16 protein-coding genes are annotated in these 16,595 nt (G+C 57.7%); 9 read left to right on the forward strand and 7 right to left on the reverse strand.

Features of this window, described 5'->3' with window-relative positions:
- Nucleotides 1-218 precede the first annotated feature (218 nt).
- From GSQ91_RS20230 to lexA, 4 genes are all read right to left on the reverse strand, one after another.
- Nucleotides 219-929 carry an HAD family hydrolase gene (locus tag GSQ91_RS20230; RefSeq protein WP_158823560.1) on the reverse strand — a complete coding sequence of 237 codons (711 nt, stop codon included), beginning with the start codon at nt 927-929 and terminating at the stop codon, nt 219-221.
- Nucleotides 930-1,056: 127 nt separating this feature from the next.
- On the reverse strand, nt 1,057-1,911 hold the full coding sequence (locus tag GSQ91_RS20235; protein WP_158823561.1) for a DUF4097 family beta strand repeat-containing protein: 855 nt from the start codon (nt 1,909-1,911) through the stop codon (nt 1,057-1,059).
- Nucleotides 1,912-2,013: 102 nt separating this feature from the next.
- Nucleotides 2,014-3,228 carry an efflux RND transporter periplasmic adaptor subunit gene (locus GSQ91_RS20240; protein WP_158823562.1) on the reverse strand — a complete coding sequence of 405 codons (1,215 nt, stop codon included), beginning with the start codon at nt 3,226-3,228 and terminating at the stop codon, nt 2,014-2,016.
- Between the two features lie 390 nt (nt 3,229-3,618).
- On the reverse strand, nt 3,619-4,224 hold the full coding sequence (gene lexA, locus GSQ91_RS20245) for a transcriptional repressor LexA (RefSeq protein ID WP_014266233.1): 606 nt from the start codon (nt 4,222-4,224) through the stop codon (nt 3,619-3,621).
- Nucleotides 4,225-4,408: 184 nt separating this feature from the next.
- Between lexA and GSQ91_RS20250 the strand changes: the two genes are divergently transcribed.
- From GSQ91_RS20250 to GSQ91_RS20270, 5 genes are all read left to right on the forward strand, one after another.
- On the forward strand, nt 4,409-5,095 hold the full coding sequence (locus tag GSQ91_RS20250) for a dienelactone hydrolase family protein (protein WP_158823563.1): 687 nt from the start codon (nt 4,409-4,411) through the stop codon (nt 5,093-5,095).
- A 251-nt stretch (nt 5,096-5,346) separates the two neighbouring features.
- Nucleotides 5,347-5,613: a 30S ribosomal protein S15 gene (gene rpsO / locus GSQ91_RS20255; protein ID WP_014266235.1), complete on the forward strand. Its 267-nt coding sequence runs from the start codon at nt 5,347-5,349 to the stop codon at nt 5,611-5,613.
- A gap of 331 nt (nt 5,614-5,944) precedes the next feature.
- The gene (gene pnp, locus GSQ91_RS20260) at nt 5,945-8,404 is read left to right on the forward strand and encodes a polyribonucleotide nucleotidyltransferase (RefSeq protein WP_158823564.1); all 2,460 of its coding nucleotides are present in this window, start codon (nt 5,945-5,947) and stop codon (nt 8,402-8,404) included.
- A gap of 87 nt (nt 8,405-8,491) precedes the next feature.
- A complete protein-coding gene (locus GSQ91_RS20265; protein ID WP_158823565.1) occupies nt 8,492-9,394 on the forward strand; it encodes a hypothetical protein in 903 nt (300 codons plus the stop codon).
- A gap of 41 nt (nt 9,395-9,435) precedes the next feature.
- Complete coding sequence (locus GSQ91_RS20270; protein WP_174240711.1) at nt 9,436-9,846, forward strand: hypothetical protein; 411 nt, start codon at nt 9,436-9,438, stop codon at nt 9,844-9,846.
- Between the two features lie 11 nt (nt 9,847-9,857).
- On the opposite strand, the gene GSQ91_RS20275 is transcribed toward GSQ91_RS20270, so the two are convergent.
- Nucleotides 9,858-10,370 (reverse strand): DinB family protein, encoded by a 513-nt coding sequence (locus GSQ91_RS20275; RefSeq protein WP_158823566.1) that lies wholly within the window; start codon nt 10,368-10,370, stop codon nt 9,858-9,860.
- Nucleotides 10,371-10,418: 48 nt separating this feature from the next.
- Nucleotides 10,419-11,324, reverse strand: coding sequence for a fructokinase (mak, locus tag GSQ91_RS20280; RefSeq protein WP_158823567.1), 906 nt, complete (start codon nt 11,322-11,324; stop codon nt 10,419-10,421).
- Between the two features lie 315 nt (nt 11,325-11,639).
- Between mak and GSQ91_RS20285 the strand changes: the two genes are divergently transcribed.
- Nucleotides 11,640-12,209: a DUF4870 domain-containing protein gene (locus tag GSQ91_RS20285; protein WP_158823568.1), complete on the forward strand. Its 570-nt coding sequence runs from the start codon at nt 11,640-11,642 to the stop codon at nt 12,207-12,209.
- A 75-nt stretch (nt 12,210-12,284) separates the two neighbouring features.
- On the opposite strand, the gene tssK is transcribed toward GSQ91_RS20285, so the two are convergent.
- Entirely contained in the window at nt 12,285-13,640 is a 1,356-nt protein-coding gene (gene tssK, locus GSQ91_RS20290; protein WP_158823569.1) for a type VI secretion system baseplate subunit TssK, read from the reverse strand.
- 366 nt (nt 13,641-14,006) lie between these two features.
- Here tssK and tssB point away from each other — a divergent pair, with 366 nt between their 5' ends.
- The 3 genes from tssB to GSQ91_RS20305 all read left to right on the forward strand — a co-directional run bounded on the left by tssB (nt 14,007) and on the right by GSQ91_RS20305 (nt 16,584).
- A complete protein-coding gene (gene tssB, locus GSQ91_RS20295; RefSeq protein ID WP_158823570.1) occupies nt 14,007-14,528 on the forward strand; it encodes a type VI secretion system contractile sheath small subunit in 522 nt (173 codons plus the stop codon).
- A complete protein-coding gene (tssC, locus tag GSQ91_RS20300; RefSeq protein WP_158823571.1) occupies nt 14,525-16,015 on the forward strand; it encodes a type VI secretion system contractile sheath large subunit in 1,491 nt (496 codons plus the stop codon). Before tssB ends, tssC begins: the two co-directional genes overlap by 4 nt.
- An 80-nt stretch (nt 16,016-16,095) precedes the next feature.
- On the forward strand, nt 16,096-16,584 hold the full coding sequence (locus tag GSQ91_RS20305; protein ID WP_158823572.1) for a type VI secretion system tube protein Hcp: 489 nt from the start codon (nt 16,096-16,098) through the stop codon (nt 16,582-16,584).
- Nucleotides 16,585-16,595 lie beyond the last annotated feature (11 nt).

A 16,595-nucleotide genomic window follows, 5' to 3' on the forward strand; every position in this document is an offset into this window, starting at 1 on the left:
GACGATAAAGCCATCATGCTTCGGTCGAGATGACAATTTTGTGGTGGTTCTGTAGTGGTGTTTGTCACGCGGTTAATGAAAAATGCTTTAGAAGTTGCTGAAAAAGTCGCAGCGCGCTGAAGCGCGTTACCTCTGCGGCTAAAGCCGAGTCGCAATGGAAGCATTTACGGCACGGGTAAACCCGTGCCGTAAACGAAACACTCCTTTTCCAGCCCCCTCTACAACCCGAGTGCTGCAGGCCATTCCGACGCGTGGTCGACAAGGGCGTCAGGCTGTGCGCCCGCCAGAGCATGAGGGGACAAGCCGAAAGCGCATCCGAGGGTACGAGCCCCGCAACCGCGGCCCGTGAGCACATCGACATCCGTGTCTCCGATCATGACCACCTCATCTGCCTGTAGCGGACGTTCGGAACGTTCCGCGAAAATCGCGTTGGCTTCAGCGATGAGGGTCAACAGTCCCTGCGGGTCGGGCTTCTTGGTGGGAAAAGAGTCGCCGCCGTAGTTCTGGAAGAAGAACGGGGCAAGCCCTAACTGCGTGCAGATGTCGAGGGAAGGGCCGACCGGTTTGTTGGTCAGCACCGCCATAAGAATGTGCGGATAGCGACTGCGAATGTGCTCTAGCGATGCGAGCACCCCCTCATAGACGAGGGTGTTATCGAGCTTATGCACGCGATAGTAGCGAATAAAGAAATCAAGCGCCTCGCGCAGAACACTCTCGTCATGAATACTGGCGTCGAGGTCTCCGGGATCGCCCAGAGCGCGGCGAACCAGCATCGCCGCGCCATCACCGATATAGCTTGCAATGACTGCATTCGGCAGCGGCGGCTTGCCAAGATGCTCGAGCATTGCATTGACCGAGTTGCAAAGGTCAAGAGAAGAGTTGATCAGGGTACCGTCGAGATCGAAGACCAGCAAGCGTGGAACAGGCATGAAGCTAGTTTAGGGTAGAGCAGTTACCGTATTCATGTAGAGTGGACAACCCCTGCGAGTGCTGTTTTTCTTGGGAAAAAACAGCGCATAGACCTGTGGCTCGCTCTGCACCTATACGGGAACTGCTCTAGCGAGGTGTGACCTCGATATCGCCGGAGCCAGTATGAATCTCCAGGGGATCGCCGCCGCCATTGATGGACGCGGTGAGATGGTGCCGGGAGTTATCATCCTGCTTTGGAGCTCCCGGGAAGTTGACATGGATATCACCAGAGCCGGTCGCGGCCTGCAGGTTGAAGTGCGAATCCGGGTTCAGATGCAGACGCACTGAGCCCGAACCGCTGGTCACGGTGGAAGAACTCGCAAGCCGCCCATTGGCTTCAATATCGCCAGAACCGGTACGGAGAGTGAGCGCACCGTTGAATTCGTGGATACGAACGCTCCCCGAACCGGTCTTAGCCTTCACATCGCCGGCAGCATCCTGCTGCAGTTCAATGTCTCCGGAGCCGGTTTGAAGTTCCGCCGGACCATGAATACCGTGAGCGCGCACATCCCCGGAGCCGGTTGCCGCCGAAAGATAGCGGCCGACATCGGCGACTTCGATGTCACCTGACCCGCTATGCAGATTGAGCGCGACCGCGGCGGGAACGGATAGATCATAGTCGATCGAGATGTTGTTGAGCAGGCTGCGGTCGGTCGTCTCGCCGATGCGAATCTGATTTCCATTCTGCACGATCGGCGGATTGTCGATGATGCGCTGCTCGCGTGACTTGACGTCGCCGAAGGAGCTCCAACTGGCGTGAACGTGGCCCTTTATATGTACCTGGTTATCACTGGATGGGGTGATCCTGATGTCTCCTGCTCCAGTGGAGACATAGACATCGGCCTGGGACGAGACACTGAGCGTGCGTTCGAAGGTGTTATCCGCATAGGCCGCAGTGGCGACTGCCAGGAGCGTTGAGGCGGCGAGAAGTTGAAGTTTCATGATGGCGGCTCCTTGAAGAATCGAAGATGAATCAAAAGTGTTCAGCAATAAATTACTAGAACAGGATTGAGGTAAAAATTACTAAACCAAGGTTGAGACAAATTAAGACGTTTGTTGCAGGACAACCGCATCGCCCGATTTCAGGCCGGAAGTAATTTCGATGCGGCTTCCGTTGGAAAGGCCTACTTTGATCGGAACGATACGGTGCCCGTCTTTGCCGTGCGCATCGGGTACCCATACAGTTGCATTGCGATCCTTGTCGTAGAGGACGGCTTGTTCGGGGACAGTGAGTACATTTTTGTGTTCCTCGAGCACGATTTCCGCGTTGGCGGTCATATTCGCCTTCAGCTCGCCACCGGGGTTCTCGATAGAGATCTGCACCTCGAAGGTCGTGACATTGTCCTTCTCGACGCCGAGTGGAGCGATCTTCGTTACTTTGCCCTGGAATGTCTTGTCGCGGAAGCTCTGGACCTTGATCCGCGCGGCCTGGCCCAGGTACACCTTGCCGATGTCAGACTCGTCCACCTTGCCCTTGACGTAGACCTCATGGATGTCGCCGAGCGTCATGACCAGCGTGGCGGTGCTGCCCAATACCAGGATGGAGCTGACTGCATCGCCCATCTGCACATCGCGGGAGAGCACGACACCGTCGATGGGAGAGGTGATAGTGGTGTAGCTGAGTTGCTCTTCGAGCTGCTTGAGCGAGGCCTCAGCCGCGGCAACCTGGGCCTGGGCCTGGCGTTGCTTGGCGCTGTCGACGATGATCTGAGAGACGGCGCGGTCGCGCGTATTCGCAGCGGCGCGATATTGCTGCTCGGCAGTGTCGAGGGCCTGTTGCGAGACGACGCCATCCTTCTGCATGGCGAGAGAGCGCTTATACGTGTGTTCGAGCATGGGAAGGTCCGGAGCCTCAGCCGCAACCTTGTCATATTCGACCGCAGCACTGGCAGAGCGCGCATTGGCCTCTGCGCCGTCCAACCCTGCCTTCTGCGCGGCGACCTGGTCGAGGATCTCCTGCTGGTCAAGCTGCGCCAGCACCTGGCCGGTGCGGACGGTCTGGTTGATGTCCGTATCGAGCTTCGTGACGATGCCGCTGGCCTTGGATTTGACCTCGACCTCGGTAATAGGCTGCACCTTGCCGGTGGCTACGACCGAACGAGCAACATCCCCCAGCTCAGCCTTGCCGAGCTGCGAAGGATCCAGCGGCGAGGAGCTGCCCAGCGTCTTGGCGGCTACAACGCCGCCGGTGACCAGAACAATGGCAATGACGCCAAGTACGATCCAAAGTCTTCTGCGAGATTTGCGTGACGAGTTCAACGTATCCCCCAAGCTTTCGAGTGCTCGATGAGACAGGATACGCAGAGATGTATACATTGGTTCCGCGAGTTGCGGAAAGAGGTCTAGGACATTTTCATAAATAGTGGGTCTTAGGAGCGAACCACCCCAGAACTGTCATCTCGACCGGAGCAGGATGGTTTTATCGTCATGCGGAGTGGAGAGACCTGTAGGTTGCAGAGCGCGATGCGAATGTTTGTGGCGCGCTTTGCATCAAGATCTGCAGGTTGTCTGGGCAGGCAAAGGTGCCCGCGCGAGCAACCTGCAGGTCTCTCCGCTACGGCGGCTAAAAAACGCCGCCTTCGGTCGAGATGACAAGGTATGGTGGGGGGGCGAAAAACCATATTACACAATATGATCGGTGAAAATGCTCTAGGCGTACTTCCGTAGGACGCCTAACACCTTGCCCTGAATACTCACATTCGAGGCCGGAGCGTAGATCGGGGCCATCTCCGTATTGGAGGGCTGCAACCGGATGAGGTTGCCCTCCCGGTAGAAACGCTTGAGCGTGGCGTCGGCGCCGTCGATCAGAGCGACGATGATCTCTCCCTCGCGTGCGGTACGGGTCCTCTCGACGAGCACATAGTCTCCAGAGACGATATGTTCATCGCGCATGGAATCCCCGCGAACCTCCAGGGCATAGACCTCGCGGTTGCCGATAATATCGCCCAGCGAGATCGATTCGGCAGTCTCAATGGCCTCGACCGGCTTGCCCGCCGCGATGCGGCCCAGCAGAGGAAGGCGGTCGAAGCCCTTCTTCGCCGAGCGCTGGGGCAGAACATCAATAGACCGGCTTCGATTGTGGGCACGCTGGAGCAAGCCTTTGTTCTGCAGGTTGGTGACGTGTTTATGCACCGTGGCCAACGAATTCAGGCCGAGGCCTGAAGCGATCTCCTCATACGAAGGAGAGTAGCCGTTCCTGGTGGTAAAGCTCGAAAGAAAGTCGATGACTTCTTTTTGCCGCCGCGTAATCGCCATGCGGACATTCTAGCGAATAAAAAGCGAATTGCAAGTGGGGGAATACGATTTGTTATCAAAAGGCACTTTTTCTCGCCAAAATGAACCCTGCAATAAATCATCGCTCTCTCCAGGAACCTTGAGGAAAACAGTGCAGCTTTTCACGGGTATCCTTCGTCTGATGGCAATGAAGGAGAGCAACATAATGAGCGAGTGGGTCAATTTAAAAGCAGCCGACGGACATGAACTTTCGGCCTATGTGGCAAAGCCTGTAGGGGAACCAATCGGCGCGCTGGTGGTGATACAGGAGATCTTCGGAGTGAACCCGTCGATCCAACACGTTGCAGACAGCTATGCGAAGGAGGGATTTCTGGCGATCGCACCGGCGATCTTCGATCGTTTCGAACGTGGTCTCGAGCTGACCTACGGAGAGGACGACATGAAGAGGGCCTTCGAACTCTATGGAAAGCTCGATCCTGCGGTGCAACTCCTGGATGTCGCTGCGGCTTTCAAGCATGTAAAGGCTGCCGGGAAAAAAGTTGGCGTCCTTGGGTACTGCTACGGAGGCTTGTTGACCTGGCTGAGCACAACTCGCGCCAAAGCCCTCCAGATACAGCCGGATGCGGGCGTCGGATACTACGCGGGCGGGATCGGTAAGGTGGCTGCAGAAGAGCCTGTCTGCCCTGTCGCATTGCACTTTGGTGCAGATGATGACCACATCGGCAGCGACCAGGTCAATGCCGTACGGAACGCACATCCTGAAGTAGAGATCTTCCTCTATGAGGGTGTCGGCCACGCGTTCGCCAACCCAGATCGCCCCAGCTATAACGCAGAGGCGGCAAAACTGGCCGACGAGCGCTCCTTGGCGTTCCTGAAGAAGCACCTTGGGTAAAGCAGAAGATAGAGCGTAGAGGATAGAGACGGCGAGGCCAAAAGGCAGCCGTCTCTATTCCTTTAAAGGCGACCGAAAGAAGGTAAACCAAGCGAATACATCTGGTTTGGGCACAAGAGAGAGCCCCAATTTCGCAATCTCTATCCTCTCCGCTCTATTCTCTACACTCTGCCTTTAATTAGCGTGCTATTCTTAATTGGACACTGAGAGAAGTGGACTAGAGCACAGAGAATCAGGAGTACGTTACAGCCGTGTTGGCACCCGCAAAGAAGACTGACATCATCACTAAATTCCGCACGCATGATTCGGACACTGGAAGTCCGGAAGTGCAGATTGCGATCCTCAGCGAGCGTATCGGTGAGCTGACCGAGCACTTCAAAACCCACAAGAAGGATCATGGTTCCCGCCGCGGTCTGCTGATGCTTGTGAGCAAGCGCCGCCGCCTTCTGGATTACCTGAAGAAGACGGATCCGGATCGCTATCGCGACGTTATCGGCAAGCTGGGTATCCGCAAGTAGCTTGCACGTATCCCATCGAGGGCTGCGCAGCACAACTGTGCTGCGCACTCTTCAGGAGTGTAGGAGAGTATTGAGTTCGCCAAGCGCCATGGATTGGATGGGAGCCCCTTCGAGCGTTCCCGTTCCCGCTGCCCTTAGCAGCGTTACCCAACGCTTGCCGCTTATGCTGCCGGTTTTCTGCACCCTCAACCCACCAAATTTTTATCATCCGTACCAAGGAGCCCCGCCCGAAGCTACTTCGGCGGGGCTTTCGTCTTAGCCCCGCTCTCAGAGCGAGCTGGCGGACCTTTATAAAGCTTAGAGACAAAAGAAGAGAAGAAGAGGAACGTACATGAAACAGGACGTTACAGTTGAGCTTGCCGGTGGCAAGCACATTAAGTTTGAGACGGGACGGATCGCTAAACAGGCCTCCGGCGCCGCTTTCACGACCAGCGGCGACAACGCCGTTCTGGCAACGGCAGTCGCCTCCCCCGACCCAAAGGAAGGGATTGACTTTTTCCCGCTTACCGTTGAATACAGGGAGTTTACCTATGCGGGTGGACGCATCCCCGGCGGCTTCATCAAGCGCGAGGGCCGGCCTTCCGAGAAGGAGATCCTGACCAGCCGTCAGATCGATCGCCCCATCCGCCCGTTGTTTCCGGAGGCCTTCCGGAACGAGACGCAAGTTGTCGCCTTCGTGTACTCGGCCGACAAGGAAAACGATCCGGACGTACTCGGCATCAACGGCGCGAGCTGCGCGCTGGCACTCTCTGATATTCCCTTCCACGGTCCCGTGGGCGCGGTACGTATCGGCTATATCGACGAGCAGTATGTCGTAAACCCGACCTACACCGAGCGTCTCACCAGCAAGCTGAACATCATGGTCGTCGGCACCAAAGACGGCATCGTGATGGTTGAGTCGGGTGCGAAGGAGATTCCCGAAGAGGTCGTCGTCGGAGCGATTGAGTTTGCTCACGAAGAGATCAAGAAGATTGTCGCCGGTATCGAAGACCTGGTCAGCCGCGCCGGCAAGACCAAGCGCACTGTGACCGCGCTCGACAGCGACACCGCTTACGCGGCCGGCCTCAAAGCCAAGGTCGGCGAGCGCCTTGCAGATGCTCTGAACACCAAGAAGTATCCGAAGTTCGAGAGCTACGCCAAGGTCAAGGAGATCAAGGACGAGCTGAAGAAGGAGCTTCCTGAGGGTGAGCCGGATGCAGCGAAGAAACTCGGCAAGTACTTCGAGGGACTCCGCGAGACTATCTTCCGGGAGCAGGTGCTGAACGACCGCATCCGCCCCGATCACCGCTCCTTTGACGAGATCCGCGCGATCTCCATCGAGACCGGTGTCCTTCCTCGCGTACATGGTTCCGCATTGTTCACTCGCGGCGAAACCCAGGCACTGGTCTCTGCGACGCTCGGTACCACCGACGACGCACAGCGCATGGAGAGCTACGAAGGCGAGCAGAAGCGGAAGTTCATGTTGCACTATAACTTTCCGCCGTTCTCGGTAGGTGAAGTTGGACGTATGACCGGTGTGGGCCGTCGCGAGATCGGCCACGGCGCTCTTGCATGGCGCGCTATCGAAGCGGTGCTTCCTGGCGAAGACGAGTCGCCCTACACGCTGCGCGTCGTCTCGGACATCCTCGAGTCGAACGGTTCGTCGTCCATGGCAACGGTGTGCGGCGCTTCCCTCTCGCTGATGCAGGCGGGTATTCCGCTCAAGGGTTCTGTGGCAGGCGTTGCGATGGGCCTGGTGAAGGAGGGCGACAAGTACGCCATCCTGACCGACATCGCGGGAGCCGAAGACCACTATGGCGACATGGACTTCAAGGTCGCCGGCACGCGCAATGGCATCACCGCCTTGCAAATGGATATCAAGATCATGGGCATCACCACCCAGATCATGCGTGAGGCTCTCGAACAGGCTCGCCGCGGACGGTTGTTCCTGCTGGACACGATGGACGCCGTCATCTCGAAGGGCAACGAAGAAAAGAGCGCCTTTGCACCGCGCATCCACACCATCCAGATCCCGACCGACAAGATCCGCGACCTCATCGGACCTGGCGGCAAGGTTATCCGCGGTATCGTGGATGCGACCGGCGTCAAGATCGATGTGGACGATACGGGCCGCGTCAATGTGGCTTCGTCGGATGCCGAGGGACTCGCTAAAGCGATCCAGATGATCAGCGACATCACCGCTGTTCCCGAAGTCGGCAAGACGTACCTCGGCAAGGTCGTTCGTTTGGCGGAGTTCGGCGCTTTCGTCGAGATCTTCCCCGGAACCGATGGTCTGCTGCACGTCTCCGAGATCGCAGAGCATCGCGTGAAGGACGTGAAGGACGAACTTCGCGACGGCGACCAGGTGCTGGTGAAGGTGCTTTCGATCGACGGCAACCGCATCAAGCTCTCGCGCAAGGCCGTGCTCAAGGAGCAGCGCGCCAAGCTCGGCCTGCCCGATCCTGAAAATGAACAGCCCACGGGCGGTGACGAGCCGCGGCGTGAGCGTGCGCCACGCCCTGAGCGTGGTTCGCGTCCCGAGGCTCCCAAGCACGAGGACACCATCACCATCGAAGGCGGCGAAGATTTCGACGACGACGATGAGGATGATGACTTCGAAGGCGATGAGGATGAGGGTGGCGAGGAGAACGGCGACGAAGAAAACGGCGACGCTCCGGCACCAGCGCCACAGAACGGCGCTGCGGCAGGCAATCGTCCCGCAGGAGCAGGCCAGAAGCGTCGCCGCCGTCGCGGTGGACGCCGGCCCGGTCAGGGTGGCGGCGCTCCGCAGGGCGGCAGTGCCAATAGCTAGTCCGCAAGAGTAACGAATGCACAAACTATAGAAGCCGCGCCTTGTGCGCGGCTTCTATAGTTTGTGGGACGAAGTAGAAGAGGTCTTATGGCAGAGAGACACCCAACGAGCTTGTGGCATCGGTGGTGGCCATTTGCTCTGCTTTGCCTCGCCGCTTCCAGCGAATGGCTGATCACCGACACCTGGCCACAGGCTGGTTCAACCGTTGCCACTGAAACAGTCGCCTGTGCACTTGCTGCAGGCTTAAGCCTTGGTCTGGCACTTAAGAATCGGAGCAGGCGTCCGTCAGAGACGTCCTTCTTTTCAGCCGCGCTGGGAGGGGTTCTGGTTCTTGTTGGCCCAGTCCTCGGAATCCTTCTCCAAGTACCTTCGCTTTCTCCCGCAAGTCTGGTTCTTGCACTGGCACTTACTCCGGTCGTGACCGCTGTTGCCGAGGCAGCCTTCGGCTCCACGGAGCAGGACTTTTCGACGGCAAGTCTTTGGCCGGGCCTCGCGGCTCTGGTTGGCCTGCTGCTGGTGCTACCAGAACCATCCTTTTCAAGCCCACTGAATGATGTAGTTTTGCTGATGGCACCTCTGTTGACGGGCGTCGGGTGCGTCCTCTTCCGTCGTTCTGTCGCTCCCGCGAGCGTCACCTGGAGTTCCGCCGCGGCTTTTGCCAGCGCAGGATTTGTCTTTGGAATAGCGGCGGCGGCACAATCCCTGCGGCAACACGCGATTCCTGCTTTGGCACCTGCTGCGGTAGCCATCGACTTCGTTCTCGCGCTGCTCACCATCCTGGCCTTGCAAAGACTGACGGCCTCACAGTACACCGCACGATACGTGCTGGTACCACTGGCGATTCTGTTGCAGGGGCTTCTCCTGCTGCATTCCATAACCACAGCGCGCAGCGTGGCCTGCGGTGTTTTGCTGGCAGGCGCGGCCGTGTCTCTTCTATTGTCCAGAAGCGAGAAAAACAGCGCTGAACCACCAAAGATTATGTCGAGCTAAAAAGCTCGAAGATTCGAGCCTGCGAGGGTAAACTTCGGAACATGGCAGCATCGATGTACATCGTGGTCGAGGGTGAGGATCCCGGCTTCAACATCTTCGTAAACGGACGTGCACTGGCGCGGCATGAAAGCGCCGTTGAGCGCCTGGCACTTGAGCTTAGTGTGCGTCCCCTGATCGAATTCTTCTCGGCGGACGAAAGTTCTATGGCCCTGCTGATCGAAGAGGGCGCGGGCAATCCTGACCTGCTGAAACGTCTGCCGCCGCCGCAGTGGTATCGCGGCGAAGATGGGTTACCTACGGTTATGGCACTGATCCAATCGCTCGAAGGCGATCCTCAACAGCTCGGCACCGAAGGGGCTTCGGTGCTGGAAGAACTACGGGAGTATGAGATTGTCCTGCGCAAGACGGCGGAGCGTGGTCTTCGCTGGCACCTTGCGGTAAGCTGGCGCTGACTCATCAGCCCTTATTTCTTCCAGGCCCCAAGCAGTCGTCGCAGCACGATCAGCTCGCCCGTATGGTACGAGTTGTGGTCTGCGATCAACAAGGCCTCGCGCAGCAGCGTCTGGCCGTCTCCCCAGGAAAAGGGTTCTGTCAGCGACTTGTCATCGGTTTCTTTGAGGAGTTTTTCAAAGAGCTTGCGGTCGGCATGAATCTCGCGGATCGAATGTTCCCACGCAGCCTCACTGGGCGGAGCGGACTCCTTCGGCCAATAGTCATCCGGCCACTTTATCTCCCGATAGCCACCTTCTTTATTGTCGGTGAACTCGAGAATGTCACGCTGCGTGATGCGCAGATGCTCGACGATCTGCCATGCGGAGTACGGCAATCCCTCCGGAACCTCCCCGCGAAGCTTCGCGGGAAAGTCTTTCACGGCAGCCTCAAAGGTGGCATGAGCATTGCCACCCTCGAGAAGCGCGAGCAGTTCCTGGATCAATGTTCCCTTAAGATAGGTTGCGGACTGCACATTGTGTGTCATGTCTCTATCGGATGCAGCTTGATGGAAAACTGTCGCACAAAGTAATTCTCAGCGAGTCTCCGGCTGCCAGAGCCAGGCTGCGCCTCGTACTCCGCTGGAGTCCCCGTGGATAGCCTGGACGATGGGCGTATCGACGCCTCCACCGAAGGGGTAATCGCGCAGCCGCTGCGAGACACCTGCGTAGAGGCTCTCAATATTGGAGAGGCCGCCGCCCAGCACGATCACATCCGGATCGAGGACGTCGATCACCATCGCGAGTCCGCGTGCCATGCGATCCTCGAGGCGTTCAAACGCAGCCAAAGCTACTGCATCTCCGGCCTCGGCCGCAGCAAGAATCTCCTTGCCGCGAAGCTCTCGGCCGCTGCTGCGGGCAAAATCCTGCTCAAAGCCTGTGCCCGAGATCCAGGTCTCCAGGCATCCCGTTCGACCGCAGTAGCACTGCGGACCGGGCACCTCGTCACCCTGCGCCCAGGGCAACGGCATGTGTCCCCACTCTCCGGCAATGCCGTTTCTTCCCGCATGGACACGCCCGTCAATCGCAACGCCACCGCCGCAGCCGGTACCGACGATGACGCCAAAGACAATGCGCACGCCACGGGCCGCGCCGTCGGTGGCCTCGCTGACGGCAAAACAATTCGCATCATTCGCGCAACGGACTTCACGGTCGAGCGCAAGGCTCAGATCGTGCTCAAACGGACGACCATTGATCCACGTCGAGTTGGCATTCTTCACGAGGCCGGTCGACGCAATGACCGTTCCCGGAATCCCTACGCCGACACTGCCAACCCGCTTGGTTGCCTGCTCCATATCGCGAACGAGTCCGGCAATCGTTGCGATCGTTGCGTCATAGTCTCCACGCGGTGTTGCCACTCGAATGCGACGCAGTTCCTGCCCTTTTGCGTCTAGCGCTATTGCCTCTATCTTCGTCCCACCCAGATCAATTCCAATTCGCACGTCTTTTTATTCACTCCAGAAGTCTTGTTAAGGGTATCGCGAGCGCGGGACTTTGGACTACATCCACCTGATATCAATTACGTTGCTGCCTATATTTTTGTTCCAACCAGGCAAGAGAGTAGTCGAGAACACACTCCACTTCCGCTGATTCCGCGACAGGAAGCTCAGTGCTCCGCTGCTTCCTGACATCGAAGCGTCAGAAAACAAACTGCACCTTCCAACTAACCCACTACCTTCCACCCTATTAGGGGTTTACAATTAGCGCGTCTTAAGCTACCAACTTTTGCAGCTACTTCAGTAGGCGAGGAGAATACTATGCAGAACCCAACGAATCAGGGTGGCGAATGGGAACATGTACCCAGTAGTGATTTCAGCGCAGGAAGCGCTCCGGCCTCTAATGTCTATGCATCGTCGGGTTCTGGCTACCCACCGCCGAACGACCCGAACTATCCTCCTCCGCCGCCGCAAGGCGGTGGATACCCTCCACAAGGCGGTGGTGGATACCCTCCACCTCAGGGTGGTCCCCCGCAGGGTGACGGGCTGTCTCCGACCGCGGCAGCAGCCATCGCCTACATCACCATCATTCCGGCGATCATCTTCCTCGTCATGGACCCGTACAAGCGCATGGCCCTCGTACGCTTCCACTCGCTGCAGTGCTTGTTCTTCGCGGGTGCCTGGATCGTCGTCGACATTTTGGCCGCCATCATCCTCCATATTCTTTCCCATATTCCAGTCCTTGGCTGCGTAGTCATTTTGATCTGGCCCCTCATCGGCCTGTTCTTTCTGATCGTATGGATTCTGTGCATCTTCAAAGCCAGCAAGGGCGAGTACTTCAAGCTGCCTGTCATCGGCGACCTGGCCCTCAAGATGAGCCAGCAGGTCTAATCCCAGTTATTTCCAGCAAAGCGAAGGGCGAGTCGAATTCGACTCGCCCTTCGCTTTGCGCCTTTGAACTCTTCACTAGACCGCGTTCGGCAACAGAATGATCAGCTCGAAGACAGGATTCATAAACTCTTCCGGCGAGTACACCGCAAAGTTGCGCGCACGCGTAACCGCCTCCCACACGCCGCCTGTGCGGTCGATGCTGAAATACTGGTAGTTCAGTTTTACAGGCAGAGCTCGCGGTGGAGAGGGCACGTGTGTCAGCTTCAATCCCGGCAATGCCTGATTGATCAGCTGCTCGATGTGCGTCGCGGAGCAAGCCTTCAACAGGAGCGGCGCTCGCGAGATGATCTCTTCCTTGCGAATGTCGGCGGCTATCGCGAGATAGAAACGGGAGTTCTCGAAGTAGCTGTCTTTGTCGATCGACGTTGCGTAGATATTCGGCCGCAGGATCTTCAAGGGCAGAGAGATAAAGTTACTCGGAACTACAGTATCCAGCAGTTGCCGTATCTGCAGGTCGAGCGTCGCAAAGCACTCGCCGAGCGCTTCGTGGTCATAACGCGGCAGATCGCGCGGCTCTATCTTCGTCGAAAACGCCGTCAGTGCACCGGCCAGCTCCAGTAACGACGTATACATATCCTCTGGATGGACCAGAGATTTCTCGAACAAGTGGCGCAGCACGGGCAGGTGCGTGTTGATGGTGTACAACAGCCAGAAGTTCGCGATGTCGGACGCACCAAAGTCCGCCAGTGACTGATTTTTCTGCCGCCGAGTTCCCGCAAGCTGGCTGCTGCGCGCCACCAGCAGCTCTATCGTGCTGCGTAGAATGCCGTTCAGAAAATCGTTGTCACGGATATTGATGACCGGCGGCACATACGCGGGTGCGAGGCGATAGGTGCCGGCCTCGGTCTTTTCCACCCTGGCTATCGGCAGGAGGGTGGCCCCTTCGAGGTTATCCAGCTCGGAGAGCAACTGCAGGTTCTTCCCTGCCAACTGCACGGACTTCTCGCCGATGCCGGTGTTCTCATCCCGCAACATGCGTACCTGCGAGACAAAGCGAGTGCTTACCCCACCGCGCTGCAACGAGACATTCATGCCGCCGAGCCGATGCTGAGGAATGGAAAGATAGAACGTGCACGCGGAACGTCCGTCCTGAAAACACTCTTCGAGCGAGCGAGCCCCCGGCGCATGGTCCGATCCTGGAATATCCAGCGGCAGTGCGTCCGGGAAGATGCCCACGGCGCTGCTAATCGACAGAGCTCCGCTGGCCAGTGCCTTCGGGTCGATCTGTAGCGACGAGAAGCCCCAGTAATACGAAGCGACCGATTCGAGATGGAACCGGACCATCTCCTCGATGAATCTTTCCTGTGCCTGCAAGTGCTGCGGCGAAAGGAAAGTACCTTTTGACCAGATAACAGGCTGTAACTGTCGCATGGACAGCTCCTTAGTTTTTGGCGGGAACCATTGCCATGAGACTATAACCCCACTTAGCCCCTACTGCAAAGCTAAATATATTCAGCCATATTGCGCATAACAAAGCAGTTGGCGAATTAATGTATTTTTATATTTTTTCGTCCCTAGCTCGTTGACTTTGACCTACCCCCTGAGTAAGGTTCGTCGCAGGTTATCTATAGATTTTCGAAGCAGTGCATTGCGACTCTGCGATCTGCACTGGGATCTTCATCCAGCTCATCCGAGGGGGGAGGGACCAACTGCGCCTCGAAGATCAAAAAATAAGGTTTGCGTTCTCCGTCTGTAACGGTCACGTCACTGTTCGCACTATTCAAAAAGAGGGTCGTCATGGCAAATGAAAGCACGCAACATAAACTCGATCGGGTTCGCTCACCGCGCGTTCACATTACCTACGATGTGGAAGTTGGTGACGCCATCGAGATGAAGGAACTGCCCTTTGTCATGGGCGTTCTTGGAGACCTTTCCGGCCAACCCGAGCAGCCGCTGGCGGCGCTCAAGGACCGTAAGTTCGTCGAGATCAACCCCGACAACTTCGACACGGTCCTTAAAGGCATGAAGCCGCACCTGGCCTATGCCGTGGATAACAAGCTCAGCGACGACCCCAACGCCGGGCAGGTGAAAGTCAACCTGAACTTCGAGAGCATGGACGACTTCTCCCCCGCAAACGTCGCCAAACAGGTAAAACCGCTCAACGATCTGCTGGAGCTGCGCGGCAAGCTCTCCGACCTGCGCGGCAGCCTGCAGGGAAACGACAAGCTCGACGAACTGCTGTTCGAATCCATGTCCAACACCGAGACGCGCAACAAGCTGCGTGAGGAACTGGGCGCGGATGCGGGAGGTGCTAAATGAGCGGAACCTTAAATCCAGTAGCGGCTGCCCAGCAAGCCGAAACAACTACCAGCGAAGCTACTTTGCTGGATCAGATCGTCTCCGAAGGCCGTTTTCGCGATGCAGCCTCTCTCGACCGCGGCCGCGACATGGTCAAGGAGTTCGTCAACCAGGTGCTGCAAGGCCAGATGACGCTCAGCCGCGACGCCGATGCCACGCTTTCGGCGCGCATCGCGCAGATCGACAAGCTGATCTCACTGCAGCTCAACGAGGTCATCCACCACCCCTCCTTCCAGAAGCTCGAAGGAACGTGGCGCGGCATTAAGTACCTGATGGACCAGAGCGAAACCAACGCCATGCTCAAGATCAAGGTACTCAACACCTCCAAGAAGGACCTGCTCAAGGACCTGCAGCGCGCACCCGAATTCGACCAGAGTGCCCTGTTCAAGAAGGTCTACGAAGAAGAGTTCGGGGTCTTCGGCGGCGCACCGTTCGCGGCTATCGTCGGCGACTACGAGTTCGGCAAGGGCCCGGAAGATCTGGAGTTGCTGGAAAAGATCGGCAATGTGGCCTCCGCGGCGCATGCTCCGTTCCTCTCCGCAGCAGCCCCTTCGCTACTTAATATGGATGACTACTCGCAGCTTGGCAGCCCGCGCGATATCGGCAAGATCTTCGACACGGCCGAGTATGCCAAGTGGAAGTCGTTCCGCGCCTCCGACGACTCGCGCTACGTAGCTCTTACCCTTCCACACATCCTCATGCGCCAGCCTTACGGGCGAGACACCAAACAGATTGAGGAGTTCGACTTCGAAGAGGGTGTCGACGGCACCGACCACTCTAAGTATCTGTGGAGCAACGCAGCCTATGGTCTGGCGGCGCGACTCACCAACTCCTTCGCCAAGTACGGCTGGTGCGCGGCGATTCGCGGAGTAGAAGGCGGAGGTCTCGTCGAGGGGCTTCCTACCCATACCTTCAAGACCGACGAAGGCGATGTAGCTCTGAAGTGCCCAACGGAAGTGACGATCACGGACCGCCGCGAGAAAGAGCTTGCCGATCAGGGGCTGGTTCCACTCGTGCACTGCAAGGGTACCGACTATGCTGCGTTCTTCAGCATCCAAACGGCCAACAAGCCCAAGCTCTTCGACAAGGATGCGGCAAACGCTAACGCCCGTCTCTCCGCTCAACTTCCTTACATCCTCGCGATGTCGCGTTTTGCGCACTACCTGAAAGCCATGATGCGCGACAAGATCGGCAGCTTTATGACCCGCGGGGACTGCGAAAAATTCCTCAACCAGTGGATCTCCAACTATGTCTGCACCGACGACAATGCATCGCAGTCGGTCAAGGCACGGCTGCCACTGCGCGAGGCTTCTATTCAGGTTATGGAGGTCGCCGGCAAACCCGGCGCCTACCGTGCCGTCGCCTTCATGAAACCACACTTCCAGCTGGACGAGCTCTCGGTCTCTCTTCGTCTGGTAGCAGATCTGCCGGAGTCGGCGCGGAAATAAACCACGGCTCGAAGCCGCCGGCTGCGCACTCGAGAGGGCGTAGCCGGTAGCCTCCCCAACCGGAAACCAGGAGAACTTTCATGGCAACAGCAGATTATTTCCTCAAACTCGATGGCATTGAGGGCGAGTCCGTAGACCAGGCGCACAAGAACGAAATCGAGCTGGATAGTTTTTCCTGGAGCGGGCACCTGGCTGCATCGAATACCGCAGGCGCAGGACTTGGCAAAGGCAAGGTCGTACCGCAAAGCCTGGACTGTGTCTCAAAGCTGGCCAAGGATACCCCGAAGCTGGTCACCGCCCTTTGCAGCGGTACTCACATTGCTTCAGCCGTTCTGACGGCGCGCAAATCGGGTGGAGACGGAAAGCAGGTCGACTACGCCACGTGGAAGTTGACCGAGGTCGCTATCTCGAAGTTCGACATCGGCGCCGGTGAAGGCAGCATTCCCGTCGTCACGTTTGGTCTCTCCTTCGCCAAATTTGAGTGGTCGTACAAGGCACAGGATGCCAAGGGCAACGTCTCCGTCGCGGCAACAGGCGGCTGGGACTTCAAGAGCAACGTCAAGGTCTAACTTGGAGCAGC

Origin of the sequence: Granulicella sp. S156 (genome assembly GCF_009766105.1) — a bacterium.
Classification (GTDB): Bacteria; Acidobacteriota; Terriglobia; order Terriglobales; family Acidobacteriaceae; genus Granulicella.